Genomic DNA, 26,556 nt, shown 5'->3' on the forward strand with positions numbered 1-26,556 from the left:
CGTCCGCCGCGCCCGCGCCCGCTGCGGCCGACCCCGGCGCCGGCGCGAGCGCGGCCGATCGCTGGCGCGCGGCGGTGGAGCAGGTGGAGCAGGAGAGCCCGACCGCGGCCGCGTCGCTCAAGCAGGCGGCGCTGCTCGGCCTCGGGGAGGGCGAGGTGCGGGTGCAGCTCCCGCCCGGCTTCCACGCGCAGAGCGCGGAGCGGAAGCGCGGCGAGATCGAGGCGGTGTTCGCCCGCTTCTTCGGGCGTCCCACCCGGCTGGCGCTGACGATCGCGGCGCTGCCGGCGGCGCCCGCCGCGGCGGCCGAGGNGCCCCCCCGGCGCGGCCCGCGCCGTCGATCGCCGCGAGCGACGCCGCCGAGCGGATGGCCCGCTCGGCCCGGGTGCGCGACACCGCGCGCGCCCACCCCAACATCCAGGAGGCCGTCCGCGTGCTGGACGGCGCCATCGACCGGATCGAGGAGCTGTGATGGACATCCAGTACCTGATGCGCCAGGCCAAGAAGCTGGAGAAGGCCATGGCGGACGCGAAGGAGAAGCTCGCCGAGATCGCGGTCGAGGCCGAGAGCGGCGGCGGCCTCGTCAAGGTGGCCATGAACGGGAAGTGCGAGGTCACCCGGCTGACCGTGGACCCGAAGGCCATCGACCCGAACGACAAGGCGATGCTCGAGGACCTCGTGACCGCCGCGGTGAACGCGGCGGTGGAGAAGGCGCGCACGGCGGCCGACGAGTCGATGAGCAAGGCCACCGGCGGCATCAAGATCCCGGGCATCGCCGGCTGATCGATGGCCGTCGCGGATCCCATCGCGCGCCTGGTGAAGGAGCTGGCGAAGCTCCCCGGCATCGGGGAGAAGACCGCGCAGCGCCTGGCGTTCCACATCCTCAAGGCGGGCCCCGGCTACGCCGGCGACCTCGCCGCGGCCGTCACCGGCGTGGTGCGCGACGTGCGGCTGTGCTCCACGTGCCAGACGCTCACCGACCAGGATCCCTGCGCGATCTGCCGCGATCCGGATCGCGACGCCCGGACGATCTGCGTGGTGGAGGGCGTGCCGGACCTGCTGGCGGTGGAGCGCACCCACGAGTTCCGCGGCCGCTACCACGTGCTCCACGGCGCGCTGTCGCCGCTCGACGGCGTGGGCCCGTCCGACCTGAAGATCCGCGAGCTGCTGGTGCGCCTGGAGCGCGAGCCGGCCGACGAGATCGTGGTGGCGACGAACCCGGACGTCGAGGGCGAGGCCACCGCGCTCTACCTGACGAAGCTCCTGAAGCCGATGGGGCTCAAGGTCACCCGCATCGCCCAAGGTGTTCCCATGGGCGGGGATCTCGAATACGCTGATCAGGTGACGCTGGCCCGCGCGCTGGCCGGCCGCCGCGAGCTCTGAGCGCGGCGGCCGACGGTTCCGGTCCGCGCCGCATCGCCTCCCCGGTGCGATATCGCGCTACACGCTCCGGCCCCGATTGAACGCGGCACGGTTCCCTGGTATTCGCCCATCACTCGGATCTTCGCGGAGAGCGACGGCCCATGAATTCCGGCTTGGTGATGTACGAGGAGGAGTTCCGGCTCATCGCCGGGATCTGCGACCGGCTCACGCGCGACGCGAACGCCAAGGTCGTGTTCCTCGTCGACAAGAACGGCCAGCTCATCGCGTCGAGCGGGCAGGCCCAGAACCTGGACACCACCTCGCTCGCGTCCCTCACCGCGGGTAACGTCGCGGCCATGGGCGGCCTCGCCAAGCTCATCGGCGAGAAGGAGTTCCCGAACCAGTTCCACGAGGGCGAGAAGGAATCGCTCCACATGAGCATCGTGGGCGGCCGGGTGGTGCTGGTCGTCATCTTCGACGCGAAGAGCTCGCTCGGCCTCGTGCGCCTGCGGGTGAAGAAGGCGGGCGAGGAGCTCGCCCGGGTGTTCGACGCGCTGGCCAGGAAGCAGGCCGCGCCCGGCGCCGCGAGCCCGTTCGCCGAGATCACCGACGACGACATCGACAATCTGTTCAGCGAGTGATCATGAGCTTCATCAACTACAGCTCGCGCGAGATCAACTGCAAGATCGTCTACTACGGCCCCGGCCTGTGCGGGAAGACGACCAACCTCCAGTACGTCTACGCGAAGACCAACCCCGACGCGAAGGGGAAGATGATCTCGCTCGCCACCGAGACCGAGCGGACCCTCTTCTTCGACTTCCTCCCGCTGTCGCTGGGCGAGATCCGCGGCTTCAAGACCCGCTTCCACCTGTACACGGTGCCGGGCCAGGTGTTCTACGACGCCTCCCGCAAGCTGATCCTGAAGGGCGTGGACGGCGTGGTGTTCGTGGCCGACTCGCAGATCGAGCGCATGGAGGCGAACCTCGAGTCGGTCGAGAACCTCCGCGTGAACCTGGCCGAGCAGGGCTACGACCTCAACAAGATCCCGTACGTGGTGCAGTACAACAAGCGCGACCTCCCCAACACCGCCACCGTGGACGAGCTCCGCCGCCTGCTCAACCCGCGCGGCGTGCCGGAGTTCCAGGCGGTCGCACCGACCGGCGTGGGCGTGTTCGACACGCTGAAGTCGGTCGCGAAGCTGGTGCTCACCGAGCTGAAGAAGGGCGGCTAGCCGGACCCCGCGCGCCCGCGCGCAGTCGCCGGAGCGTGACGGTCCGCGCGGCGGCCGCGTGCGTCACCCGTGCGCCCGCGCGGGCCGCTCGGCCCCCAGCGGACTCGACTTTAGTTCTGGCGGTGCGCGCCGGGATGGCGTATTTCCTCGGGATTCCAACCGTTCGACCGGTCGATCCACCGGCCCGCCCGGTTGAGTGCGAGTCCGAAGTGCGCCGCCTGCGGATGCCACGGGGCGAGCGAGACACTGGAACGAGGTGCTCAACATGACATCGAAGATCCGGATGGCGGCCCTCCTGCTCCTCGCGACCGCCTGCGCCACCGGCGGCGGCGCGGGCAAGGGGCCCGCGGAACGCTTCAAGCAGTCCGACGAGAAGATGCCGACCGCGAGCGCGATCCAGGAGGACGCCGAGCGCGCCTTCTACTCGGACGTGCTCGACCACAAGCGGCGCGGCGACATCGCGGCCCAGGCCGGCAACATGGACCAGGCCCGCGCCGAGTGGGCCACCGCCGCCGAGGGCCTCGGCAACTTCAACGACCGCTTCGGCGCGAACGAGTACCAGATCCCCATCCGCTACAGCGCCGCCGAGCTGTTCATGCAGGCGCAGCAGTGGGACAAGGCGGCGCAGGCGGCCGAGCGGACCGCCGCCGATCCGCACGCCGGCCCGAAGACCAAGGCGATGGCGGCCCACCTCTCCGCGCAGGCCTGGCTCATGGCCGCCAACGCGGACGTGAAGGCCGGCAAGCTCGAGCCCATCAAGCTGGCCTACGTCGAGCAGCGCAAGGGCGAGGCGCTGAAGCCGCGCACGCCGCCGGGCGCGTGGAAGCGGTTCGTGGACACGACCGACGTGTACCTCGCGAACATCGACGCCGACCCGGAGCAGCAGAAGCCCGCCGCCGAGCGGCGCCTGGTCGCCCCGCAGCAGCTCGCGCTGATCGCGGCCGAGGTGCAGTACGCGTTCGACAACATGGAGGAGGCGCGCCGCCGCTTCGAGGTGGTGCTGCAGCGCTGGCCCGACGACGCCGACGTGGTCGAGGCGGCCGCGCCGCTGTACCTGCAGACCTTCGCGTTCGCGAAGGACGCCGCCGGGCACGAGGCCGCCACGAAGCGCGTGCGCGACCTGGTGACCGCGCAGATGCAGAAGCCCGGCCTCGATCCCAAGGCCAAGGCGTCCTACGACAAGGTCCTCCAGGACCTCGGCCGCACCGAGGCCGGCGCCCGCTTCGCCGAGGCGCAGAAGCTGCTCGAGGCCGGCAAGCCGGCCGAGGCCGCCAAGGCGTTCGAGGCGCTCGCCGCCGATCCGGCGAGCGGCGACGTGGCCGGCGCGCTCCACAACGCCGCCATCGCCTGGGACAAGGCCGGCGACGCGGCCAAGGCGAGCGCGCTCCGCCAGCGCATCCTGAAGGATTTCCCGGACTCGAAGGTGGCGCCGCAGAACGCGCTGCTGCTCGCGGCCCAGCACTCGAAGAAGGGCGACCACGCCGGCGCGGCCCGCATGTACTCCGAGTTCGTGGAGAAGTGGCCGGGCGATCCGAACCGCTGCGTGGCGCTCCAGAACGTCGCGGCCGAGCTCGACACCGCCAAGAAGACCGCCGACGCGGCCGAGCGGTACCTGGTGTTCGGCAAGGACCCCACCTGCGCGAAGGGCGACCCGAACTTCGCCGCCCGCGCGCTCTACCGCGCCGGGACGCTGTTCTCGTTCGCGAAGAACAACGCCAAGGCCCAGGAGGCGTTCGCGGCCGCCGTCGCCGTGCAGGGCGTCACCGACACCGTGGCGAAGAGCCAGGTGGAGGACGCGAAGCGGCGCCTGAAGAAGTAGCGGCGCCGGGCGCGAGCCCGCGATGGACGCGGCCCGGACGGCGGACGAACCCGCCGGACCGGGCCGCACCTTTTCCGCCCTCCCGCATGGCCGACACGCTCTCCGCCGTCGCCGCCGAGGTCATCCGCTGCCGCGCCTGCCCGCGCCTGGTCGCCTGGCGCGAGCAGGTGGCGCGCGAGAAGCGGCGCGCCTACCGCGACGAGGTCTACTGGGGCCGGCCCATCCCCGGCTTCGGCGACGCCCGCGCGCGCATCGCGCTGGTCGGGCTGGCGCCGGGCGCCCACGGCTCGAACCGGACCGGGCGCATGTTCACCGGCGACCGCTCCGGCGACTTCCTGTACGCGGCGCTCCACCGGGCCGGGCTCGCCAGCCAGCCCACCTCGCGGGCGCGCGACGACGGGCTCGCGCTCGAGGGCGCCTGGATCACCTCCGCCTGCCGGTGCGCGCCGCCCGACAACTGGCCCACGCCCGACGAGCTGGAGCGCTGCGCGCCGTTCCTCGACCGCGAGCTCGCGCTGCTCGCCCCGCGGGTGCTCGTCGCGCTCGGGTCGGTCGGGTGGGACGCGATCCTGGCCGCGCTGCGGCGCGCCGGCCGCGAGGTCCCGCGCCCGCGGCCGCGCTTCGGGCACGGCGCCGAGCTGCGCCTCCCCGGGCTGCCGGCGGTGCTCGGCTGCTACCACCCCTCGCAGCAGAACACGCAGACCGGCCGCCTCACCCCGGCCATGATCGACGCGGTCCTCGCCCGCGCCGTCGCGCTGGCGCGCTGAGCGTCGAGCGCGGCGCGAGCGCCGGCGGAGGCGGCCGCGAGCCGGCCGCGCCGGACGTTCCCCGGACCGGCCGCGCCGCGCCCCGGGGCCCGGGCCCGCGGATCCACGGCGCGCGCCGCTGGCACGCGGGCTGCTGAACGCGCGTGCATGCTCGTGCGCGTGCGATCCGGGGCGGTGCTCGGCGTGAACGCCGTCCCGGTGGACGTCGAGGTGGACGCGACGGTCGGGATGCCCGGCTTCTACATCGTCGGGCTCGCGGCCGGGCCGGTGCGCGAGGCCGAGGTCCGGGTGCTCGCCGCGATCCGGAACCTGGGCGTGAAGCTCCCGTCGAAGCGGGTGACGGTCAACCTCGCACCCGGCGACCTGCGCAAGGAGGGCACCGGCTTCGACCTGCCCATGGCCATGGGCGTGCTCGCCAGCGCGGAGGAGATCCCGGCGCAGGCGCTCGAGGGCGTGCACCTCGTCGGCGAGCTGGCGCTGTCCGGCGAGGTGAAGCCGGTGCGCGGGGTCCTTCCGCTCGCGATCGAGGCGCGGCGGGCCGGCGCCCGCGCGCTCCTCGTCCCGGAGGCGAACCTGCTCGAGGCGAGCGTGGTCGAGGGCGTCCAGGTCCTGCCCGCGCGCCACCTGGGCGAGGTGGTGGCCTGGGCGCGCGGGGGGCAGCCGCTCCTGCGCAGCCTGCCCCCGCCGCCGCCGCCCCCCGCGTCGCCGCTCGACCTCGCCGACGTGAGCGGGCAGGAGGGGGCCAAGCGCGCGCTCGAGATCGCCGCCGCCGGCGCGCACAACCTGCTGTTCTTCGGGCCGCCCGGCAGCGGCAAGACCATGCTGGCGCGCCGGCTCCCCGGCGTGCTCCCGCCGCTCGCGTTCGAGGAGGCGCTGGAGGCCACCGTCGTCCACAGCGTGGCCGGGCTGACCCGGCACCGCGGGCTGCTCACCGAGCGCCCGTTCCGCGCGCCCCACCACTCCATCTCCGACGCCGGCCTGGTGGGCGGCAGCACCGTGCCGCGGCCCGGCGAGATCTCGCTCGCCCATCACGGCGTCCTGTTCCTCGACGAGCTGCCCGAGTTCCGGCGGCACGTGCTCGAGGCGATGCGCCAGCCGCTGGAGGACGGGGAGGTGTGCATCGCGCGCGCGGGACGCTCGGTGACCTACCCGTCGCAGGTGATGCTGGTGGCGGCGATGAACCCGTGCCCGTGCGGCCACCACGGCAACCGCACCCGCGCCTGCCACTGCACCGCGCACGAGCTGGTGCAGTACCGGCGGCGCATCTCCGGCCCGCTGCTCGACCGGGTGGACCTGCACGTGGACGTGCCGGCGGTGCCGCCCGCGCTCCTGTCCGGCGGCGCCCCGGGGGTGCCGAGCGCCGAGGTGCGCGCGCGCGTGGCGCGGGCGAGGGAGCGCCAGGCGGCGCGGGCCGGCCCGCGCACCGCGCCGGTGAACGCGCGGCTGCGCGGCGAGGCGCTGCGCCGGATCTGCGGGCCGGACGCGGCCGGGCGCCGGCTGCTCGACGACGCGGTGGCGCGGCTCGGCCTGTCCGCCCGCGCCCACGACAAGGTGCTGCGGGTGGCGCGCACCATCGCCGACCTGGAGGGCGACGGCGCCGTGAAGGCGGCGCACGTGGCCGAGGCGATCCAGTACCGCGCCCTGGACCGCCCGCTCCTGTGACCACGCCGCCCGCGGGCGGCACCAACCCCGCCGCCGGCGGGAGAAGCGAGGCAGCGACGTGAGCAAGCTGACGGAGAGGACGAAGGCGCTGGGCGTGGCCGTGGCCAGCATCGAGAAGGCGTTCGGGAAGGGGAGCATCATGCGGCTGTCCGAGGCGGAGGCGCCGGCGGCGATGCCGGTGGTGCCGAGCGGCTCCATCGGGCTCGACCTGGCGCTCGGCGTGGGCGGGCTCCCGCGCGGGCGGGTGGTGGAGATCTTCGGGCCGGAGTCGTCGGGGAAGACGACGCTCGCCCTGCACGCGATCGCGGAGGCGCAGAAGGCGGGCGGGGTGGCCGCGTTCATCGACGCCGAGCACGCGCTCGACGTGGGCTACGCGCGGAAGCTGGGCGTGAACCTGGCCGAGCTGCTCGTCTCGCAGCCGGACACCGGGGAGCAGGCGCTCGAGATCGCGGAGCAGCTGGTCCGCTCCGGCGCCTGCGACGTCATCGTGGTGGACTCGGTGGCGGCGCTCGTCCCGAAGGCGGAGATCGAGGGCGAGATGGGCGACGCGCACATGGGCGTGCAGGCGCGCCTCATGAGCCAGGCGCTCCGGAAGCTCACCGGCGTCGTCTCGCGCAACCAGACCCTCGTCGTCTTCATCAACCAGATCCGGATGAAGATCGGCGTGGTGTTCGGGAACCCGGAGACCACCACCGGCGGGAACGCGCTCAAGTTCTACGCCTCGGTGCGCATGGACATCCGGCGCATCGGCCAGGTGAAGGAGGGCGACGCGGTGGTGGGGAGCCGCACGCGGGTGAAGGTGGTGAAGAACAAGGTCTCGCCGCCGTTCCGCGAGGCCGAGTTCGACATCCGCTACGGCGTGGGCGTGGACCGCTTCGCCGAGGCGGTGGACCTCGGGGTCGAGCGCGGGGCGGTGGAGAAGTCCGGCGCCCATTTCTCGCTCGAGGGCGAGCGGATCGGGCAGGGCCGCGAGCGCGCCGCGGAGTGGCTCCGGGCGAACCCGGCGGCCTTCGAGCGGCTGGTGGAGCGGATCAAGGCGCCGGGCACCCAGGGCCCGCCGACCCCGCTTTCGGTCGTCGCCGCCGAGGCGGCCGGGTAGGGGAGCCGCGGCGGCGAGGGGCGGCGAGCCCGGGGCCCCCGGGCGCGGCCGCCCTCGCGCGCCGTCGCGCGGTCACATGAAGAAGTACCGGAGCGTCACGTTCGTCACCCACTTCGTCCCCTCCTGCATCGCCGGCGTCTTGATGCCGCCGATGTCGAAGGGGTGGCCGAAGTGCACGCGCAGGAGCAGCGGGCCGAACAGCACGTTCACGCCCAGCACGCCGGTGAGGGTGCGCGACTCCCAGGCGCCCGGCTCGAGGATGGTGCCGGCGGCGTCCACCCGGTCCTCGAACCGGTTGAACACGCTGCCGAAGTCGAGCGCGGCCACGCCCTCCAGGTAGTCGAAGATGAGCAGGCGGATGAGCGGGTCGAGCGGGAACTGCAGCTCGGCGTTCACGACGTAGTAGTGCTGGCCGATGAGGTAGGCGAGGTCGAACGGCGAGAAGCCGCGCAGGTTGTCGCCCGAGGTGAGCCAGAAGCTCCGCTGCCAGACCTCGCTCTTCCCGCTCGGCGCGAAGGTGGTGCCGCCCGCGAACCGGAAGGAGAAGTTGGAGCGGCCCACCAGCTGCCAGTACTTCTGCGCGTCGAGCCGCGCCGACCCGTGCACGGCGCTCCGCCCGGGCAGGTAGCCGCCGCCCAGCTCGAGCAGGAGCGAGGTGCCGGCGAGCGGCCCGGTGAACGCGTCGTAGCGGATGGTGTCGAAGCCGTAGCGCACCGCCGGGTTGACGGTGAAGTTCACGCCGCCGTTCTGGCGCTCCCAGTCGGCGGTGTCGCGGTAGACGCCGCCCTGGAGCTGGATGCCCTTGCAGACGAGGAAGCCCGCGCCGGAGAAGTCGGTGAGGCAGTAGCGCTGCACGCCTCCGACGGTGAGCTCCAGCTCGAGGCGCCGGAACCGGTCGAGCGGGTAGCGGAGCGCGCCCACCACGCCGAAGTCGCGCTGGTAGTAGGCGAGGTTGTAGTCGAGCCGGTCGATCTGCTGCTGGACGAAGTGGAACCCGCCGAGCGCCCAGTTCAGGCGCCGCGCCCGGTTCTCGTACAGCACCATCGCCTGCGTGTAGTCGAACGAGCCGTAGATCGAGAGGTCCACGAACAGCACGTGGTCGCGGAGCAGGTCGGAGAAGAGCACCGCGGCGCGGCCGGCGACGTTGCTGCCCGCGCCGCCGCCGTAGACGAACCCGCCCTCCGGCCGCCAGTTGCGGATGGAGGTGGCGCGGTAGGCGGGCACGGACTCCGGGAAGTCGGTCGAGGGGATCTCGAGCACGTCGCCGGCGGGCGGCGCCACGGGCGTGGGCGGCTCCTCCAGCCACGCGACCCGGGGCACCTCCACCATGCGGAACAGGCCGCCGTTGAAGGTGCTGGCGAGGACGCCGCGCGCCTTGGGCGCGACCGCCGGGCTGGTGAGCCCGGTGGTGAAGTCGGTGAGGCGCTGGATGGCGCCGCCCTTCAGCAGGTAGAGGTCGGGCTTGCCGCGCGCGTCCGACGAGAACAGCACCGAGCCGTCCGCCTGCGGGTACGGGTGCCGGTCGGTGGAGGGCGCGGTGGTGAGCCGGGTGCGCGCGCCGGTGGCCGGGTCGATGCGGAACAGGTTGAGCCGGCCGTGGTCGGTCGCGTCGGAGGCGCAGTAGAGGCCGTCGGGGCCCCAGTGCAGGTCCTTCTCGGTGTAGCCGTCGTTGGTGAGCCGGCGGGCGACGCCCCCGGTCACCGGCACCACGTAGACGTCCTGCTGCCCGTCCTCGGCCACGCCCACGAACGCGAGGTGGCTCGCGTCGGCGGAGAAGGTCGGGTCGGCGACGGTGATGAAGCGGGTGCCGCTGGGCGGCCGGAGGTCGAGCTTGCGGCGCTTCCCGAGCTGGAAGCGGGCGGTGCGGCCCTCGGTGAACTTGTGCCGGAAGCGCTGGACGTACAGCGCGTCGCCGATCCCGTCCTGCGCCGAGAAGGCCAGGACGCCGTCCGCGACCGCGCCGACCGAGTAGTCGATGGGGTGGAGCGACTCGAGCCCGGGCTGGCTGTCGGTCGCCACCTCCACCGCGCTGCGCGGGCTGCGCACGTCCATCAGGTACAGGCTGGCCCGGCCGCGGCGCCGGTCGATGGCGCGGTAGAGCACGAGCGTGCCGTCGTGCGAGGTGGTGAAGTCCTCGGGCTCGCCGGGGAGCTGGCGCAGCTCGCGCACCGCCGAGAGGTCCTGCCGCGAGGCGAGGTAGGCCGGGTAGTAGCGCTTCTTGAGCCACGCCCTCCAGCGCGCGTCCACCTGCTCCACCGGCTCGTTCAGCACCCGCCGCACCAGCGCGGCGAAGCCCCGCCCCCCGCCGCCGCCGCCGCGGCCGCCGTCGTCCGCGAGCAGGTACGCGCTCTCCAGGAAGCCCTGGATCTTCTCGCGCCCGTACTCCTCGGCGATGAAGGCGACGCGCGCCTGGCCCAGCTTGTAGGTGGGGATGTAGCCGCGGTAGCGGTCGTCCTGGAACGCGAGGATCTCGTACCCGCGCCGCGGATCCGGGTTCCACACCAGGTCGCGCAGGTACAGGTCCGTCTCGACGTCGATTCCACCCTTCGTGTAGTACTCGGCGATGCCCTCGATGAACCAGAGCGGCAGGTACTGGATGGGCGAGCCGATGTCCTCGGCGCCGGCGGCCTCCATCAGCTTCTGGATGGTGAACTGGTGCACCATCTCGTGCGTGGAGACCTCGGTGAACCGGGAGTGATCGCCGAAGTACGGGACCGTCATCTTCAGGTCCTCGGGCGAGGTCACGCCCAGCACCGACTCGGTCACCGCGAACACGTTCTGCGTCTGGAACTCGCGCTGGGTGGCGTAGAGGATGTACGGGATGCGCCGGGTCGGGTTGTAGTGGAACGCGTCCACCAGGCGCGCGTAGGCGCTGCGGATGGCGGGCAGCGCGCGCTTCGCCTGGGCCAGCTCGGTCTCGTAGTAGTAGAGCCGGATGCCGCCCTTGCCGCCGCCCGGGGGCGGGACGTCGAGGTAGTGCCAGTCGAAGCCGTACCAGGCCACCTGGTTCTGGCCGGGCCGCTCGGGGAGGATGTAGGTCTGCTCGAGCCCGTCCTCGACGCGCCCCTCGACCTGCCGCGCCTCGATGCGATCCATGGTCTGGAACGCGTCGGCCAGCGACGGCGCCCGGAGCTGGAACCCCTGGGGCGCGGCCGCAAGCGGGATGGCGAGCGCCCAGAGCGCGACGAGTCTTCTCATTTTTTGAAGGTAACGGTCGGGCCCGCCGCCGGGCGAGCAACCGGAAGGATACCGCGCCGGGCACCGTCCGTGCGACTACGACACCGTCACCGGCCAGCGCGTGCCGTTCACGAAAAGTGCGTAGTCACCCGACCCGGGAGGGTCCTCGCGCAGCATCAGGCCGAGCGACACGTGGCCCGCGCGGGTGAAGCGGGCCCGGTGGGCGCCGCCCTTCACCGCGCAGCGCAGCACGCCGTCCGCGCCGAGCGACAGCGTGGCCGGGTCGAGCGGCTCCGCGGTGCCGTCGGAGAGGTGCAGGAGCGGCGCGCCGCCGCCAGGGTCCTCGGTCGCGCCGCGCACCGCATACGGCGCCTCGTCCACCTGCACGTAGGCGCGCTCCCGGCCGATGGCGACCTCGTAGCGCCCGTCGGGCGTGCGCGCGAGCGACCGCCACAGCACCTCCAGCGTGCGGGCGTGGGTGATGGGCTCGCCGCGGTGCAGGAACCGGCCCTCGGCGTCGATGGAGAGGCCGCTCCGCGAGCGGAGCAGCTCCAGCGCGGCGGGGTCGGGAGCGCCCTCGGACACGCTCCGGAGGATAGCGCGGCGCGGCGCCGGCCGCGGGCCGCGCGCGGACGGCGTTGCGCGCCGGGCGGCGCGAGGGTACGAACGGGGCCCGTGAGCCCCCGCACCGAGCCCGTGGTCCGCATCCGCTGCCCGCCCGAGGAAGAGGCCCGCTGTCTCGCCGCGCTGCAGCGCGCGGGCTATGCCGCGGAGCGTTCGCTCACCTGGGTGGTGGTCCGCGACGCCGCGCCGGACGCGGTGAACGAGGCGCTGGCCGCCGGCGGCGCCGGCGTGCGGGTGGCGGTGCGCGAGCGGATCGGGCAGCTGGTGGGCTGGCTCATCGACCGCCAGGGCAAGCTCGAGGGGCGCGCGGTGAACGTGCAGGCGCTGGTGCGCCGGGTGCTCGAGGACGGCGGGCTCACCGCCCGGTACGCGCCGCGGCCGCTGCCGGAGCTCCTCGAGCCCGCCACGCGCACCTACGAGGCGCTCATGGCGAGCGGCGCCGCCCAGGTCACCTGGGATCGCTTCGTCGAGGCGTTCTGCGTCGAGCTCGCCGCGCCGCCCTCACCCTGAGGCGGGGCGCGCCTCAGCGGAGCGCGAGCCGCAGCAGGTTGAGGGCCTCGTAGGCGGCCTGGCGGCGCACCCGGTCGCGGTCGCCGCGGTAGGCGCGCGCCACGGCCTCGGTGCCCGACGGGCCCGCCACCGCGAGGTGCACCGTGCCGACCGGCTTCTCCGGCGTGCCGCCGCTCGGCCCCGCGATGCCGGTGATGCCGACGCCCCAGGCCGCGCTGGCGGTCCGGCGCGCCCCCTCGGCGAGCGCCCGCGCCACCGCCTCCGACACCGCGCCGTGCGCCGCGAGCAGCTCTGCCGGCACCCCCAGCACCTGCTCCTTGGCGGCGTTCGCGTAGGCGACCACGCCGAGGTCGAGCACCGCCGAGGCGCCCGGCACCGAGGTGAGCAGCTCCGCCACCATCCCGCCGGTGCAGGACTCGCCCAGCGCCACGCGCTCGCCGCGGGCGGCGAGGCGCGCCACCACCAGGTCGGGCAGCTCGTCCTTGCCCTCGCCGAAGACCTGCTCGCCGAAGATCCCGAGCACGCGCTCGCGGATGCGCGCGGCGCGGGCCGCCGCGTCCGGCCCGGGCACGGTCCACTTCACGTGGACCTCCGGCCAGTGGGCGCGGTAGCCGAAGCGGACGCCGGCGTTGGCCGGGTCGTCCATCACCGGGCGCATGGCGTGGTCGGCGTGGGACTCGGGCACCGCGAACAGCTTCACGAGGCCCGCCGACGGCACCTCGCCCAGGCGGGCGCGCACGTGCGGCAGCACCCACTCGTCGCACAGGCCGCGGTACTCCACCGGCACGCCGGGCAGGCACACCACCCGCCCGCGCCCGACCTGCGCCGTGAACCCCGGCGCGCTGCCCCAGCGGTTCGGGATCACCTCCGCGCCGCGCGGGAACCAGGCCTGCTTCTCGTTGTTCGGCGTGAGCGTGCGCCCCAGCTTGCGGAAGCGCTCGCGCAGCAGCTCGATGGACGGCTCGTGGCGCTCCAGCGGCACACCCAGCACCGCCGCGACGCACTCGGAGGTGAGGTCGTCCTCGGTCGGGCCCATCCCGCCGCTCATCACCACCAGGTCGGCGCGCGCGGTCGTCTCGAGGAGGGCGGCGCGCAGGTCGTCGCGGTCGTCGGCCACCAGCGTCTTGCGCCGGACCATGAGGCCCAGGTCCCAGAGCCGGTCCATCAGCCAGGGCGAGTTCGTGTCCACCACCTGCCCGGTGAGCAGCTCGTCCCCGGTCGCGAGGATCTCCACCTGCATCACGACCCCACCTCCGCGCACCACCAGTGGAACACCGTCCCGCAGCCGGCGAGGAGCCGCAGCGCGAGCTGCACGAACTGCAGCGCGCACCAGGCGAACACCCCGGCCGCCACGTCGTCCATCACCACGCCGAAGCCGTTCTTCACGCGGTCGAAGGCGGACGCGGGCCAGGGCTTCAGCACGTCGAAGATCCGGAACAGCACGAAGCCGGCGATCGCCGCGGGCCAGGAGAACGGGACGAGCGCCATGGTCACGAGGTACCCGGCCACCTCGTCCACCACGATGGGCGAGGCGTCGGCCACCCCCCAGTAACGGCCGGCGCGGTGCGCCGCCACCATGCCGAGCACGGTGAGCGCCGCGGTGGCGGCGAGGTACGCGGGCCAGGTGAGCCAGCTGAGCGCCCAGTAGAGCGGGATGGCGCCGAGCGTGCCGAACGTTCCGGGCGCGACCGGCGCGTAGCCGCAGGGACCCCACGCGGCGAACAGCACCGCCGGGCCGGGTGGGCCCTTCGGGCTCGGGCCGCGCTTCAGGCCGCGGGCGCGGAGGCGGGAGAGGAGGCCGGGGGTGGACGCGCCCGGCGCGGGCATGGCCGGGCCGGGCGCGGGCGGGGGCGGCGTGGTCACGCGCTAGATGTACTCGTCCTGCTCCGCCTTGTCCCCGTCCACGTCCTCGGGGCCGGGCTCGAGCGCCTCGTCGGCGTCGAGCTCGGCGCGCACGGCCGGCGGCAGCCGGCTGCGGTCGAGCGTCCGGGCCTTCTCGAAGAGCGACTCGGCCAGGCCCATGGCGATGTACGCGCCCATGTAGACGACCAGCGCGAAGGAGGCGCGGGTCGCGTACGCCACCGCCAGGCCCACCGCGCTCGCCAGCACGAACGCCGAAAGGCTGCGCGCGGAGAGGTGCACGTCCTTGAAGGTGCGGTAGCGGACGGTCGAGACCATCAGGAACGAGAGGAGGGCGACCACCACCAGCACCGGCACGCGGGTGGCCGGGTTGGTGGCCGCGCCGAACTCCTTGTAGTGCGCGATGACGAGCGCCGTGATGGTGCCGGCGGCGAGCGGGATGGGGAGCCCGACGAAGAAGGCGGACGAGCCCTTGTCGCCGCGCTGCGCGAGGACGTTGAAGCGCGCCAGGCGGAGCGCGCCGCAGGCGGCGAAGGCGAAGGAGAAGAACAGGCCGACGAAGCCGAGCGGGGCGAGCGCCCACTTGTAGACGAGCAGCGCCGGGGCCGCGCCGAAGGAGATGACGTCGGCGAGGCTGTCGAGCTGGACCCCGAAGTCGGACTGCGTCTTCGTCATGCGCGCGACGCGGCCGTCGAACGCGTCGAAGAACATGGCGAAGAAGATGGCGAGGGCCGCCTGGTAGAGCTGGGCGGGGGTGGCCTCGCCGGCGGACAGCGTGAGCGCGTAGAAGCCCAGGAAGATCGAGCTGACCGTGAACAGGTTCGGCAGCACGAACATCGCCTTGCGCAGGTTGATCTGCATGAAGCGCGATCCTCCGATGGCGCGCGACGAGGGCCTTTCCCTGGAGCGGCGTGCCGAGCGACGGCCCGCACCCCCGCGGGACCCTTTGCGAGCGCAGAGGCTGGCACGGGCGGGCCCGTTTGTCGAGTGAGGACGGGACACCGCGCCGCCGCCTGGCCCGGTGAGGGCTTTGACCGCATCGCGCCTGCAGGCCACGATATCCACCATCGCCTCGCCGCATCCGCCGCCTTCCGCGGGGGAGGGTGTGGGAAAGGCGCCCTGGCCGCCGCGCCGGGGCGCCTTCTTCCTTCCGGCGGCCCGCCCGCGCGCCCGCCGGTGCTAGCATCCGCGCCCGCATGCCGCCCCGCCCACGGTCCCGCGCGCCGAGCGCGCAGGCCCGCGCCCGCGCCGCCGAGATCGTGGACCGCCTCGACGCGGCCATGCCCGAGGCGCGCATCGCGCTCGCCTTCCAGGACGATCTCCAGCTCCTCGTGTCGGTGATCCTCTCCGCGCAGAGCACCGACGCCGGGGTGAACAAGGTGACCCCCGCGCTGTTCGCGCGCTTCCCCGACGCCGTCGCCTACGCGGCCGCGCAGCCGGAGGAGCTCTGGCCCTACATCCGCTCACTCGGCTTGTTCCGGAACAAGGCGAAGGCGATCGTGGCCGCGATGGACGCCATCGCGCGCGAGCACGGCGGGCGCGTGCCCCGCACGCGCGAGGGGCTCGAGGCGCTGCCCGGGGTCGGGCGGAAGACCGCCGGCGTGGTGCTCGTGCACCTCGGCGCCGCGGAGGCGTTCCCGGTGGACACGCACGTCGGCCGCGTCTCGCGCCGGCTCGGCCTCACGCGCGAGCAGGACCCCGACCGCGTGGAGCGGGACCTGATGGCGCTCCTGCCCGAGGCGCGCTGGGGCAGGGGGCACCAGCTGTTCGTGTGGCACGGTCGCCGGACCTGCGCGGCGCGCGCCCCCACCTGCTCGCGGTGCGTGGTGGCCGACCTCTGCCCGAAGCGCGGGGTCCCGGCCGCCATGCGCCGCTAGGTCGATTGCCGGGGCACGGGGCCCGTGTTACATCCGCCTCGCCGGAGCCGCCCGGGCGAACGCGTCGGTCCTGCAGGGAAGGGGGCCGCCGAGGAAAGTCCGGGCACCACAGGGCAGCGTGCCGGCCAACGGCCGGTCGGGGCGACCCGCAGGAAAGTGCCACAGAGAACAGACCGCCGAACGGCGCCGGGCGACCGGCGTGCGTGGCAAGGGTGAAACGGTGCGGTAAGAGCGCACCGCGCGCCGGGTGACCGGCGCGGCACGGCAAACCCCACGCGGTGCAAGAGCGAATAGGGAGGCGTCCCACCCGCGCGAGCGGGAGGGCAAGACCGGCCCGGTCCAGGCCTCCGGGTATGCTCGCTGGAGACGCGCGGCAACGCGCGTCCGAGATGAATGTTCGTCGCCGCGGGGTTTCCCGCGGAACAGAACCCGGCTTACAGGGCGGCTCCGGTCTTTCGTACTGCTGCGCGTCACCACCCCACGAGCACCTCGAACCCGGCCATGGCCATGCGCTTCACGTCGAAGGGCATCGTGGTCACGCCGGCCATGCGCGGGTCCTTCATGACCTTCGCGTTCACCCGGTCGCGGTGGGCGCGCGACCTGTAGAGGATGAAGGAGAACACCACCGTCTCCCCGGCCTTCAGACCGGCCATCTTCTTGAAGCCCTGGCCGAAGCCCTTCAGGTCGTCGGCGATGCACTCCCGGTAGCCGAGCGCGCCGTGGTCCTTCCAGACCCTGGCGCCCAGCTTCGCCATGGCGAGGTAGGCCTTCACCTGCTTCTTCGGGATGGGGATGACGAAGCCGTCCACGTAGCCGGGCATGAGCACCTCCTGGTCGCCCGTCACGCCGGTCCGGTCCGCGTCGAGGGCGCCGAACGAAGAGCGTAGTCCGGTTCCAGGTCCCTTTCACGCGGAGCAATCCTGCGCGCCCCAGGCGGCTGCATCCGGCGCGCGCAGGTGGTGCACGCGGCGCTCCACCGTTAAGGGACTCGCCGGAGTACGGTCATGGAGCGTGCGGACGTCCATGCGGCGCGCAGCGCGGAACGGGCTTCCTGGCTCGCCCGGATCTACGACGCGACGGCGTGGTACTGGGATTCTTTCCTGCACGTCCTCACCTACGCACGGGCGTACCGGAAGCTGCTCGCGTCGCTCGCCGACGACGGGCGCTTCTCGGCGACGTCGCCGCAGGTCCTCGACTGCGGCATCGGTGCGGGCCTGTTCAGCGAGGCGGCCGTCCGGGCGATCGGAACCCGCGCTCGCGTGCACGGGGTGGACCTGTCGCCGCGGCTGCTGGCGCGGGCCGCCGCGAGGCTCGGTCGCAGCGGCGTGACGCCGCTCCTCGGGCGCGCCGACGTCCGCGAGCTGCCGGTCCGCGACGCGGCGATGGACCTGGTGCTCTCCGCGCTCGTGCTCGACCACCTCGCCGACCCGGCGCCGGCGATCCGCGAGCTGGCGCGCGTGGCGCGGCCGGGCGCGCGGGTCGTCCTCGTGACGACGCGGCCGCTCGCCCCGGACCTGCCCTTCCGCCTGCTGTTCCGGTATCCGCGGCACCGTCCCGAGGACGTGGTGCGCGCGATGGAGGCCGCCGGGCTGAGCGACGTCCGCCGCCGCTCCCTGACCGGCATCGCGCGCGCGTTCGCGGTGGCGTTCACCGCGCGGGCGTGAGCGGCCGCCGCCGGACGGCCTTGACCCGGACGATCCGTGATGCGACCGTCTCGACGCCGGAGTCCGCGCACGGTGAACGAGGCCCCGTTCACGCGCGCATCGCACGGGGGGATGCATGGAGCCGCTCGCGGAGCCCGTTCTCGAGACGCAGCCCGTCGCAGCACGCTTCGCCGGCCTCTGGCGCCGGCTCGCCGCATGGCTGGTGGACACGCTCGTCCTCGCCGCGATCGGCTTCCCCCTGGGCCTGCTGCTCGGCGAGCGGTTCGCGCCCATCGGGACGCCGGCGCGGCTCCTCGGGCTGCTCGTCGCCGTCCCGTACCTCGGCATCCTGGGGAGCGAGATCGGGAACGGGCAGACGCTCGGGAAGCGGCTGCTGCGGCTCCGGGTCGTGGACGCCGACGGCCGGTGCCTGCCAGCGTCGCGAGCGTTCGTCCGCGCTCTCCTGATCTCACTGCCCGGCATGATCAACGGCGTCACCTTCCGCCTGTCGGGACCGGTGGCCGTCGCGGCGCTGTGGGTCACGGGCGTCCTCGTCCTGGGCCTGGGGGGCGCGACCCTCGGAACCGTCCTCCTGAACCGTCCCACGCGACAGGGCCTGCACGACCTCCTCGTCGGGAGCTACGTCGTCGAGGCGGGTCGCGTCGGCCTGCCCGTCGCCGCCTCGAGCACCCGCCGGCCGATGGTCGCGAGCGCGGTGTGGATCGCGCTGGTGGCGGCAGGGGCGACGGCGATGGTGGTCTGGGCTCCCGCACTGACGGCGAACGAGACCCCTCCCGTCCTGTTCGACCGGGTCGCGTCGATCCCGGGCGTGAACTCGATGCAGGTCAAGACCGTCACCACCTGGCGCGCGGGAGGCACGTCGAAGGTCGTCTCCGGCGTCGTCTGCTACGGGGGACGATCCGAGGACGTCCCCGAGGCGGCGAGGCAGGTCGCCGCCGCCATGCTGGATCACTACGCCGACGCCGCGAGCGCACCGACGGTCGGCGTCACCGTCGTGCGCGGCTGGGACGTGGGGGTCGCGCGACTCACGCACGACCAGAACTTCGTGCACACGCCGGAGCAGTGGCGCGCCGAGCTGGGGCGCTAGGAGCGCGTCCGACCGCTCACGCCGTCGCGGCGGGCCGGGCCTCCGCTCGACGGTGCGCAGCGCGGCCGCCGGCGATGAGGGGGTAGACGACGCCGGCCAGGGCCGCGCCCACGATCGGCGCGATCCAGAACATCCACAGCTGCCCGAGCGCCCAGCCGCCCACGAACAGCGCCGGCCCGGTGGACCGGGCGGGGTTCACCGACGTGTTGGTCACGGGGATGCTGACGAGGTGGATGAGCGTCAGGCAGAGTCCGATCGCGACCGGGGCGAGGCCCTTCGGCGCGCGCTCGTCGGTGGCGCCCAGGATCACGAACAGGAACGCGAACGTCATCACGAGCTCGGTCAGGAAGCACGCGCCCATCGCGTAGCCGCCGGGCGAGTGCTCGGCGTAGCCGTTCGACGCGAAGCCGGCGGAGACGTCGAAGCCCGCCTTGCCGGAGGCGATGAGGTACAGGACGCCCGCGCCGGCCACCGCGCCGAGCACCTGCGCGACCACGTACGGGCCGACGTCGGCGCCCGGGAACCGGCGCGCCACGGTGAGCCCCACGGTCACGGCAGGATTGAGGTGACAGCCGGACACGTGCCCGATGGCGAACGCCATCGTCAGCACCGTCAGGCCGAACGCCAGCGCGACGCCGTGGAAGCCGATCCCGAGCTCCGGGATCGCGGCCGCCAGCACCGCGCTGCCGCAGCCGCCGAGGACGAGCCAGAACGTACCGACGAACTCCGCTGCCACCCTGTGGGTCAAGGGCATGGGCGACCTCCGCGCGTGCGTGCCAGCGACGTGAGCTTCCGGTCGCACCGATAGCACGAAGCGTGTGGGGCGGCGGCGGGCCGTCCGAGCGCGACCGACGGGTGCGGTCCGGTGCCGCCCCGCCTGACCCGTCCGGCCGTCCCCCGCCGGCTCAGTTGGTCGCGGTGACGCTCGCGGGCTGGTTCACCACCATCGTGCAGGACGCGGTTCCGGTGCAGGCGCCGGAGAACACGGTCCCGCCGGACGTGGACGACAGCGTCACGGTCGTGCCGCTCGGGAACGGCGCGCTGCAGGCTCCGCTCACGCCGTTCGGCCCGGCGCTGCACGAGATCCCGGCGGGCGCGCTCGTGATGGTGAAGGACTGGAGCTGGTTGCAGTACTGCGGGCAGTAGCTCGTGCAGGTGCCGGTGCACCGGCCGAACAGGTTCCAGTCACAGCAGTACGTGCCGCACGGATACTGACCACACACGAACTGGTACGTGGCCAGGGCCACCGGCGAGACCGAGACGGTCGGGAACGTCGGCGTGTGGATGCACGCACCCGTGGCCGGGTCGCAGGTGTCGGTGGTCGAGGGGTCCGCGTCCGCGCACACCTTGGGCACGTGCTCGCAGCCGCTGCTCGGGTTGCACGCGTCCACGGTGCAGGCGTCGGCGTCCGCGCAGCTCCGCGGCTGGTACACGCACCCCGATGCGCTGCTGCAGGCGTCGAGCGTGCACGCGTTCCCGTCGTCGCAGACGAGCGCCCTGTGCATGCAGGCGCCGGTCGCCGGGTCGCAGGAATCCAGGCTGCACGCGTCTCCGTCCGAGCAGCTCTTCGGTGGGTGGACGCAGCCCGTCGCCGGGTCGCAGGCGTCCACGGTGCACGCGTTCCCGTCGTCGCACGAGATCGGCGCGTACGCGCAGCTGCCGCTGGCCGGGTCGCAGGAGCCCGCGACGCACGCGTCGGTGGGCGGGCAGGCCAGCGGCTCGCCGGCGCAGGCGCCGGAGCCGTCGCAGGCATCCGCGCTCGTGCAGGCGTTGCCGTCGTCGCACGCGGTGCCGGGCGCCGCCGGGACGTGGGTGCAGGTGCCCATCGTGCCGTCGCAGGTGTCGATCGTGCAGGCGTTCCCGTCGCCGCAGTCGAGGGCCGAGCCGACGCAGGCGCCGCCGGCGCAGGCGTCGCCGGTGGTGCACGCGTTGCCGTCCTCGCACGGCGTCGCGTCCGCGAGCGCCTCCAGCGCGCAGCCGGTCGCCGGCGCGCAGGTCGCGCGCTGGCACGGGCCCGACGGGCAGCTCACGGCGGATCCGGGCGCGCACGCCCCGCTCGCCGAGCACGCGTCGCCGGCCGTGCACGCGTTCCCGTCGTCGCACGGCGTGCCCGCCGGACGGCGCGTGAACGAGCAGCCGGTGGCGGGATCGCAGGAGACGCCGCTCCAGCATGCGGGATCGCCGGGCGGCACGCAGGTCGTGGTGCCGGTCGCGACGCACGCGCCGGCCGCGTCGCAGGCGTCGCCGCTGGAGCAGGCGTTGCCGTCGTCGCAGGGCGCGCCGGCCGGCTTCGCGTGGTTCAGGCAGCCGGTGGCAGGGTCGCAGGTGGGCGCGTCCCAGCACTGCGCGTTCGGCGGCGCCGGGCACTCCACCGCCGCGCCGCCGCACGCGCCGCCGGCGCAGACGTCGCCGGTCGTGCACGCGTCACCGTCGTCGCAGGGCGCGGCGTTGGCGGCGTGCGTGCACTGGCCCGCGGCGCACGCGTCGTCGGTGCACGGGTTCGCGTCGTCGCAGGAGACGCCCGCGCACGGGTCCGCGGGCGGGTCGCCCCCGCCGCCCGAGCAGCCTCCGAGGGCGGCGCCGAGCACCGCCAGGACCGCGACGACGGGGAGGAGGCGACGAAGGGCGCGGGCCATGCTGGGCGGCTCCTGGGAGGGTTGACCCGATCCCACCATTCAACCCTGCGTCCGTCGAGTTCGGGCCCCGCGGCCGACGGTCGCGCACGCGAAGTGCGAAGCGAGCGCGTGCGCGGCCCCGCGGCGCTCCTCACCGCGCCGGAGGCCTCGCGCTCGCCACCGCGACGGCGTCGATCTCGACGAGCATCCCGTCGAGCGCGAGCCGCGGCACGGGGATGAGCGTGTTCACCGGGAAGTCCTTCGCCGGCCACATCCGCTCGAACTCCTCGATGATCACCTGCGGCGTCGTGATCCACCACCAGCGTCGTCACCTTGACGACCGCGCCCATCTCGACGCCCTGCGACCGGAGCGCGGTCTGGACGTTCCGCAGCGCCTGGCGGACCTGGGCGCGGAAGTCGGGGGTGAGCTTGCCCTGCCGGTCCTCCTCGCCTCCCTGGCCGGCCACGAACACGAGGCGGCCGCCGGCCGGGACCGAGGTGACGTGCGAGAAGCCGTAGGGGGCGGGATCGAAGAGCTGCGCGGGATTGTGGACGGTCTTGGCGTGCGGCTGGGGCGGGAGCATGGCGAGCAGGGCTGCGAGGACGGCGGGGTTCATGGGAATGGGCCTGGGATCGAGGGTTGGAGACGTCGTCGGCTTCGTGCTTCGCGCCCACGACGAACCAGCCTGCGCCGCCGTGACGTGCACCCCGGGGCGGGAACGGGAGCGCGTCAGCCCAGCGCCGCGAGCTTGTCCGGGTTGCGCACGATGTAGACGGCGCGGGCGCGCCGCTCCTCGTCCCACCCGAAGCTCACGGTCGCCGCCAGCTGGTCGCCGAGCCACAGCATCGCCGCGACGGTCCCGTTCAGCTCGGTCATCTCCCAGCGGTACGCGCTCCAGTACTCCCGGAGCGCGCCGCCGACGAACCCGAGCACCGCGTCGCGCCCGAGGACGGGCGCCTCCGCGGCGGCCACCTTCCCTCCGCCGTCGGCGCGCAGCTCCACGTCCTCCGCGAGGAGCTGCTTCAGGCGATCGGTGGCGCCCTCGGAGACGGCCTGCTGGAACGCGCGGAGCAGCTCCTCCTGCCGCTCCCTGGCGGGCGCCTGCGCGTACCGCCCGCTCGCGACCGACGCCCGCGCCCGCGAGACGAGCTTGCGGCAGGCGGGCTCCCGGATGCCGAGGACGGCGGCGATCTCCCGGTAGTCCAGCTCGAAGACGTCGTGCAGCAGGTAGGCGGCGCGCTCCTTCGGCGCGAGGCGCCGCAGGAGCATCAGGAACGCCACCGACAGCGACGAGTCGAGCGCGGCCACGTCCTCCGGCGAGGTGGCCTCCGCGGCGTGCACCGGCTCCGGCAGCCACGCGCCGACGTAGTCGACCCGGGATCGATCCGCCGCGCGCATGAGGTCGATGCAGTGGCGCGTGCAGACGCTCGTCAGCCACGCCCGGGCGTTCTCCACGGCGCCGCGGTCCGCCGCGTGCCACCGGAGGAACGTGTCCTGGACGGCGTCCTCGGCCTCCGCCCGCGAGCCGAGCAGGCGATAGGCGATGCCGAACAGCAGCGGCCGGGCTTCCTCGAACGTCGTGTCGCGAGTCATGGTCCTCCGGGCTTCCGAGTGTCGGGCCGGGCGACGAGCGGCACATCGGCCGCGTGACGTCCCGGTTGGGGCAGGAGATCGTGCGCAGAGGAGCGCGCGCCCGACGTCCTTCGCGCTAGCGTGCCCGCATGAGCTCGCTCCCCGTCCTCGCGCTGCTCCTCGCCGCTGCCCCCTCGGCCTCGGCGGCGCCGGCTGCGGCGCCGGTCCACGTCGTGATGACCACCGAGCTCGGCGAGCTCGAGCTGGAGCTCGACGCGGCGCGCGCGCCGGCGACGGTGGCCAACTTCCTGCGCTACGTGCGCGAGGGGCGCTACGACGGCGGCCGGTTCCACCGCACCGTGCGGGCGGGCAACCAGCCCGGCAGCGCGGTGAAGATCGACGTCGTGCAGGCCGGCGTGGCGCCGGCGCAGGCCGACCGCGACCAGGCGCCGATCCGGCTGGAGCGCACGCGCGACACCGGCCTGCGCCACGTGGACGGCGCGATCTCGATGGCGCGCGCGGGGCCGGACACGGCCACCAGCGACTTCTTCGTCTGCGTGGGCCCGCAGCCGGAGCTGGACTTCGGCGGCCGGCGCAACCCGGACAGCCAGGGCTTCGCCGCGTTCGGCCGGGTGGTGCGGGGCATGGACGTGGTGCGGCGCATCCACCGGGCGCCGGCGAAGGAGCAGGCGCTCTCGCCGCCGATCCGGATCCTGGCCGCGAGGGTCGTCGGCGGGGGCGCTGCGACGCCGGCGCGGAGGTAGGCGGGCGTTCGGCGCCGCGGCGTGGCACGTGAGCCACCCTCTCGCCGTCGGCGCTCGAGCGGCGGGCGCCGGCAGCGACCGCCCGCCGCATCGCGTGACGGTTCGTGAACTCGCTGCCGCTCGCCCGTGGGACGCCTCGGGCGCCGCGGGTCCCGCGATCCGACGGCAGGAGCCGCTCCCACACGACCATCGGCTGCGCCATGCGCGCGGCATTGGCGCTGCCCCGCCCGAAGCGGAGACTCGATCGCGTCGAGACTGCTCGGGGGGGCGGACATGGCGCGACGGAATGGCTGGCGGCTGGCGCTCGTGGCGTGTGCCGTGGTGATCGCGGCGGAGGCGCCGGACGCGCGCGGGGCGGACGCGGACTCCACCACGCTCGACCGCATGCGGCTCGTGGCGGATCGCTCGGGCGTCCTGAGCGTGGAGGGCGGCGGCGCCGTCCCGCACCTCTCGATGTCCGGCGCGGCCTGGCTCGGCTACGCGAACGATCCGCTGGTGCTCCACCGGATGGACGGGCTGCGGGTGGGCTCGGTGGTGGGCGACCGAGTCAGCGGCGCGCTCGCGGCGACGGTCGGCATCCTCGACCGCGCCCAGCTCACGATCGAGGTCCCGGTGGTGCTCGCCCAGGAACATACGCCCGGGTCCGGCTCCGCCTCGGGCACGGGCTCGCTGGACGCGTTCGGCGTGGGCTCGCTGCGCCTCGTGCCGAAGGTGCAGCTGCTCCGGGCCGGGCGGCACGGGCTCGACCTCGCGGTCCTGGCAGGCCTCTCGGTCCCGCTCGGCTCGAGCGGCTTCATCGGCTCGGAGGTGACGTTCCAGCCCGAGCTCGCGGCGTCGCGTGCGCTCGGGGCCGCGCGGGTGGCGGCGAGCGCGGGCGCGGTGGTGCGCGAGTCGCGGCCGCTCCTCGACGCGAAGCTCGGCAGCGAGCTCACCGCGCAGGTCGGCGCGGCGTACGACCTGAGGCCGCGCACGCGGCTGCCGCTCGAGGCCGGGCTGGCGCTCGCGGCCGCGGTGTCGGCGGCGCGTCCGTTCGAGCGCTCGGACGAGACCTCCATCGAGCTGCGCGGCTACGGCGCGTTCGAGCCGGTCGGCGCGCTGCGCCTGCTCGCAGGCGGCGGGATGGGCCTGCAGAGCGGCTGGGGGACGCCCGACTGGCGCGTCTTCGCGGGCGTGCAGTTCGCGTTGCCGCGGGCGCCGGTGGACCAGACGAAGCCCACGCAGTCCCTGTGAGGAGCGCGCCATGATCCGCACGAACCGACTCGCCGGCCTCGTCCTCGCCGCGCTCGCCGTCGCGGCCTGCAGCCGCTCGTCGCCCGCGCGGCCCGCCGCCGCCCGCACCGACGCCATCGCCGCGCTCCCGCCGGACGCGAGCTTCCGCGCGTTCCTCTGCGCGGGGGAGGGCCAGGGGGACGTCGCCGGCGACGCCGAGACCGGCCTCGCCACCCGCGACATCGTGGGCGACGCCACGCACCCGGCGTTCTACCGGGCCGCCGACGCGGCCAACGTCTACTTCCGCATGCGCGTCAGCGGCGATCCGCGGAAGCCCGGGAGCACCACCCTGCTCCAGCCCTCGAGCTGGGACGTGCTGGTGGACACCGACGGCGATCTCGACACGTACGAGTTCATGCTGACCGCCGACGGCAACATCGACAGCACCACGCACGTGCAGTGGCTCGCGAACACGGTGAAGGACCCCACCAACCCGCGCGATCCCGCCGACGCGCTGATCCAGGACTTCACGCCGGCGGGCGACTACTGGGCGGTCCGCGAGACGGGCGACGGCAGCCGCTTCGGCGGCGATCCGGACTGGTTCATCACCCTCCGGATCCCGAAGGCGACGCTGGCGGCGGCGGGGCTCGACCTCACCCAGGACTTCGTGGTCTGGGGCGGCACGAACGCGCAGACGTACTCGCTCAACGCGGACTTCGGCTGCTACGTCGGCATCCCCGCGAACCTGGGCGACGCCACCAACGACCCGGGCGACCTCGATCCGCCGGACGCGCTCGACGACGCGGCCGCCACGCCCGAGGACGCGCCGGTCGGCATCCCGGTGCTCGCGAACGACACCGGCATCGAGGCGGACACCGCCGTCGCGATCGCCTCGCCGCCGGCGCACGGGACCGCCGCCGTCCAGGCGGACCGCACCGTGACCTACGCGCCGGCGGCGGACTGGTTCGGCACGGACACGTTCGTCTACCAGGTGGCCGACGCCGGGGGGGAGACCGACACCGCCGTCGTCATCGTGACCGTGACCGCGGTGGACGACGGCCCGCCCGTCGCGGTGGACGACGACCGGACCGTCATCGAGGGCACGCCGTCCCCGCTCGACGTCCTCGCGAACGACACGGTGACGGACCGCGTCGGGGCGCTGGCCGTCCTCGCGCCGCCCGCGCACGGCACCACCTCGCTCAATCCCGACCGGACGATCACGTACGCACCCGAGCCCGGCTACGAGGGCCCGGACCAGCTCGTGTACCAGGTGACGGACGGCGACGGGCAGACCGCCTCCGCCACGGTCCGCATCACGGTGCAGCCCGCCGACAGCGGCGCGCCGGTGGCCGTGGCCGACGCGGTCTCGACCGCCGAGGACGTGGCGCTCCCTGTCATCGCGGTGCTCGCGAACGACACCGTGGCGGACCTGCCTTCCGTGGTGACGCTCGCGACCGCGCCCGCGCAGGGCACGGCGACGGTGAACCCGGACGGCAGCCTCGCGTACGCGCCGGCGCCGGACTGGTCGGGCACGGAGGTCTTCACGTACCGGGTGGCGGATCGCGAGGGGCAGATCGCCACCGCGACGGTGACGATCACCGTGACCGCGGTGGACGACGGCCCGCCGGTCGCGGCGCCGGACACGGCGACCACGCCCGA

Annotated in this window: 26 protein-coding genes, 1 other RNA gene and 1 pseudogene; 16 read left to right on the forward strand and 12 right to left on the reverse strand. The window is 74.2% G+C overall.

What is annotated here, in order from left to right; genetic code table 11:
• A partial coding sequence (locus PSR1_RS24510; protein ID WP_237757895.1) for a hypothetical protein occupies positions 1-253 on the reverse strand: 253 nt, incomplete at its 3' end.
• A gap of 215 nt (positions 254-468) precedes the next feature.
• Here PSR1_RS24510 and PSR1_RS09840 point away from each other — a divergent pair.
• The 8 genes from PSR1_RS09840 to recA all read left to right on the forward strand — a co-directional run bounded on the left by PSR1_RS09840 (position 469) and on the right by recA (position 7,937).
• Positions 469-780 (forward strand): YbaB/EbfC family nucleoid-associated protein, encoded by a 312-nt coding sequence (locus tag PSR1_RS09840; RefSeq protein WP_059437417.1) that lies wholly within the window; start codon positions 469-471, stop codon positions 778-780.
• Positions 781-783: 3 nt separating this feature from the next.
• Entirely contained in the window at positions 784-1,380 is a 597-nt protein-coding gene (recR, locus tag PSR1_RS09845) for a recombination mediator RecR (protein WP_059437418.1), read from the forward strand.
• A gap of 140 nt (positions 1,381-1,520) precedes the next feature.
• Positions 1,521-2,000, forward strand: a complete 480-nt coding sequence (locus tag PSR1_RS09850; protein ID WP_011422682.1) for a roadblock/LC7 domain-containing protein — start codon at positions 1,521-1,523, stop codon at positions 1,998-2,000.
• 2 nt (positions 2,001-2,002) lie between these two features.
• Positions 2,003-2,590, forward strand: a complete 588-nt coding sequence (locus tag PSR1_RS09855) for an ATP/GTP-binding protein (RefSeq protein ID WP_011422681.1) — start codon at positions 2,003-2,005, stop codon at positions 2,588-2,590.
• A 265-nt stretch (positions 2,591-2,855) separates the two neighbouring features.
• On the forward strand, positions 2,856-4,409 hold the full coding sequence (locus PSR1_RS09860; protein WP_059437435.1) for a tetratricopeptide repeat protein: 1,554 nt from the start codon (positions 2,856-2,858) through the stop codon (positions 4,407-4,409).
• Positions 4,410-4,495: 86 nt separating this feature from the next.
• Positions 4,496-5,176 carry a uracil-DNA glycosylase gene (locus tag PSR1_RS09865; protein ID WP_059437419.1) on the forward strand — a complete coding sequence of 227 codons (681 nt, stop codon included), beginning with the start codon at positions 4,496-4,498 and terminating at the stop codon, positions 5,174-5,176.
• A gap of 159 nt (positions 5,177-5,335) precedes the next feature.
• Positions 5,336-6,838: a YifB family Mg chelatase-like AAA ATPase gene (locus PSR1_RS09870; protein ID WP_237757896.1), complete on the forward strand. Its 1,503-nt coding sequence runs from the start codon at positions 5,336-5,338 to the stop codon at positions 6,836-6,838.
• 58 nt (positions 6,839-6,896) lie between these two features.
• Positions 6,897-7,937 (forward strand): recombinase RecA, encoded by a 1,041-nt coding sequence (gene recA / locus PSR1_RS09875; protein ID WP_059437421.1) that lies wholly within the window; start codon positions 6,897-6,899, stop codon positions 7,935-7,937.
• 72 nt (positions 7,938-8,009) lie between these two features.
• On the opposite strand, the gene PSR1_RS09880 is transcribed toward recA, so the two are convergent.
• Positions 8,010-11,135, reverse strand: a complete 3,126-nt coding sequence (locus PSR1_RS09880; RefSeq protein WP_059437422.1) for a hypothetical protein — start codon at positions 11,133-11,135, stop codon at positions 8,010-8,012.
• A 75-nt stretch (positions 11,136-11,210) separates the two neighbouring features.
• Positions 11,211-11,699, reverse strand: a complete 489-nt coding sequence (locus PSR1_RS09885) for a DUF1285 domain-containing protein (protein ID WP_059437423.1) — start codon at positions 11,697-11,699, stop codon at positions 11,211-11,213.
• Positions 11,700-11,789: 90 nt separating this feature from the next.
• Here PSR1_RS09885 and PSR1_RS09890 point away from each other — a divergent pair, with 90 nt between their 5' ends.
• Entirely contained in the window at positions 11,790-12,248 is a 459-nt protein-coding gene (locus PSR1_RS09890; protein ID WP_059437424.1) for a hypothetical protein, read from the forward strand.
• Between the two features lie 13 nt (positions 12,249-12,261).
• On the opposite strand, the gene PSR1_RS09895 is transcribed toward PSR1_RS09890, so the two are convergent.
• The 3 genes from PSR1_RS09895 to pssA are packed head-to-tail and all read right to left on the reverse strand — an operon-like array spanning position 12,262 to position 14,969.
• Complete coding sequence (locus PSR1_RS09895; protein ID WP_059437425.1) at positions 12,262-13,488, reverse strand: CinA family nicotinamide mononucleotide deamidase-related protein; 1,227 nt, start codon at positions 13,486-13,488, stop codon at positions 12,262-12,264.
• The gene (locus PSR1_RS09900; protein ID WP_237757897.1) at positions 13,488-14,111 is read right to left on the reverse strand and encodes a phosphatidylglycerophosphatase A; all 624 of its coding nucleotides are present in this window, start codon (positions 14,109-14,111) and stop codon (positions 13,488-13,490) included. The genes PSR1_RS09895 and PSR1_RS09900 overlap by 1 nt, the downstream gene beginning before the upstream one ends.
• 3 nt (positions 14,112-14,114) lie before the next feature.
• Positions 14,115-14,969, reverse strand: a complete 855-nt coding sequence (gene pssA / locus PSR1_RS09905; RefSeq protein ID WP_059437426.1) for a CDP-diacylglycerol--serine O-phosphatidyltransferase — start codon at positions 14,967-14,969, stop codon at positions 14,115-14,117.
• Positions 14,970-15,304: 335 nt separating this feature from the next.
• Between pssA and nth the strand changes: the two genes are divergently transcribed.
• Positions 15,305-15,985 carry an endonuclease III gene (gene nth / locus PSR1_RS09910; protein ID WP_059437427.1) on the forward strand — a complete coding sequence of 227 codons (681 nt, stop codon included), beginning with the start codon at positions 15,305-15,307 and terminating at the stop codon, positions 15,983-15,985.
• A gap of 43 nt (positions 15,986-16,028) precedes the next feature.
• Positions 16,029-16,438: RNase P RNA component class A (gene rnpB, locus PSR1_RS09915), an RNA gene on the forward strand.
• A 17-nt stretch (positions 16,439-16,455) separates the two neighbouring features.
• Here rnpB and PSR1_RS09920 read toward each other — a convergent pair.
• Positions 16,456-16,830 carry a DUF1428 domain-containing protein gene (locus PSR1_RS09920; protein ID WP_237757898.1) on the reverse strand — a complete coding sequence of 125 codons (375 nt, stop codon included), beginning with the start codon at positions 16,828-16,830 and terminating at the stop codon, positions 16,456-16,458.
• A gap of 159 nt (positions 16,831-16,989) precedes the next feature.
• Between PSR1_RS09920 and PSR1_RS09925 the strand changes: the two genes are divergently transcribed.
• Together PSR1_RS09925 and PSR1_RS09930 are read left to right on the forward strand one after the other, a co-directional pair.
• A complete protein-coding gene (locus PSR1_RS09925; RefSeq protein ID WP_059437428.1) occupies positions 16,990-17,649 on the forward strand; it encodes a class I SAM-dependent methyltransferase in 660 nt (219 codons plus the stop codon).
• A gap of 115 nt (positions 17,650-17,764) precedes the next feature.
• A complete protein-coding gene (locus PSR1_RS09930; protein WP_059437429.1) occupies positions 17,765-18,736 on the forward strand; it encodes an RDD family protein in 972 nt (323 codons plus the stop codon).
• 16 nt (positions 18,737-18,752) lie between these two features.
• On the opposite strand, the gene aqpZ is transcribed toward PSR1_RS09930, so the two are convergent.
• From aqpZ to sigJ, 5 genes and pseudogenes are all read right to left on the reverse strand, one after another.
• Positions 18,753-19,490 (reverse strand): aquaporin Z, encoded by a 738-nt coding sequence (aqpZ, locus tag PSR1_RS09935; protein WP_059437430.1) that lies wholly within the window; start codon positions 19,488-19,490, stop codon positions 18,753-18,755.
• Between the two features lie 151 nt (positions 19,491-19,641).
• Positions 19,642-21,372, reverse strand: a complete 1,731-nt coding sequence (locus tag PSR1_RS09940; protein ID WP_059437431.1) for a hypothetical protein — start codon at positions 21,370-21,372, stop codon at positions 19,642-19,644.
• A gap of 130 nt (positions 21,373-21,502) precedes the next feature.
• A complete protein-coding gene (locus PSR1_RS24515) occupies positions 21,503-21,649 on the reverse strand; it encodes a RidA family protein (RefSeq protein ID WP_237757899.1) in 147 nt (48 codons plus the stop codon).
• Positions 21,636-21,968 (reverse strand): annotated as a pseudogene (locus tag PSR1_RS25010) (RidA family protein); the annotation flags it as partial. The gene PSR1_RS24515 and the pseudogene PSR1_RS25010, both read right to left, overlap by 14 nt.
• 113 nt (positions 21,969-22,081) lie before the next feature.
• Positions 22,082-22,945, reverse strand: coding sequence for an RNA polymerase sigma factor SigJ (gene sigJ / locus PSR1_RS09950; protein ID WP_059437432.1), 864 nt, complete (start codon positions 22,943-22,945; stop codon positions 22,082-22,084).
• Between the two features lie 128 nt (positions 22,946-23,073).
• Between sigJ and PSR1_RS09955 the strand changes: the two genes are divergently transcribed.
• From PSR1_RS09955 to PSR1_RS09965, 3 genes are all read left to right on the forward strand, one after another.
• Positions 23,074-23,688 carry a peptidylprolyl isomerase gene (locus PSR1_RS09955; protein ID WP_059437433.1) on the forward strand — a complete coding sequence of 205 codons (615 nt, stop codon included), beginning with the start codon at positions 23,074-23,076 and terminating at the stop codon, positions 23,686-23,688.
• A gap of 273 nt (positions 23,689-23,961) precedes the next feature.
• Positions 23,962-24,918, forward strand: coding sequence for a hypothetical protein (locus tag PSR1_RS09960; protein WP_059437434.1), 957 nt, complete (start codon positions 23,962-23,964; stop codon positions 24,916-24,918).
• 10 nt (positions 24,919-24,928) lie between these two features.
• Positions 24,929-26,556: Ig-like domain-containing protein (locus PSR1_RS09965; RefSeq protein ID WP_152643336.1), on the forward strand; the 1,628-nt coding region annotated here is incomplete at its 3' end.

The organism is Anaeromyxobacter sp. PSR-1 (assembly GCF_000964525.1).
In the GTDB taxonomy this organism is placed as follows: domain Bacteria; phylum Myxococcota; class Myxococcia; order Myxococcales; family Anaeromyxobacteraceae; genus Anaeromyxobacter.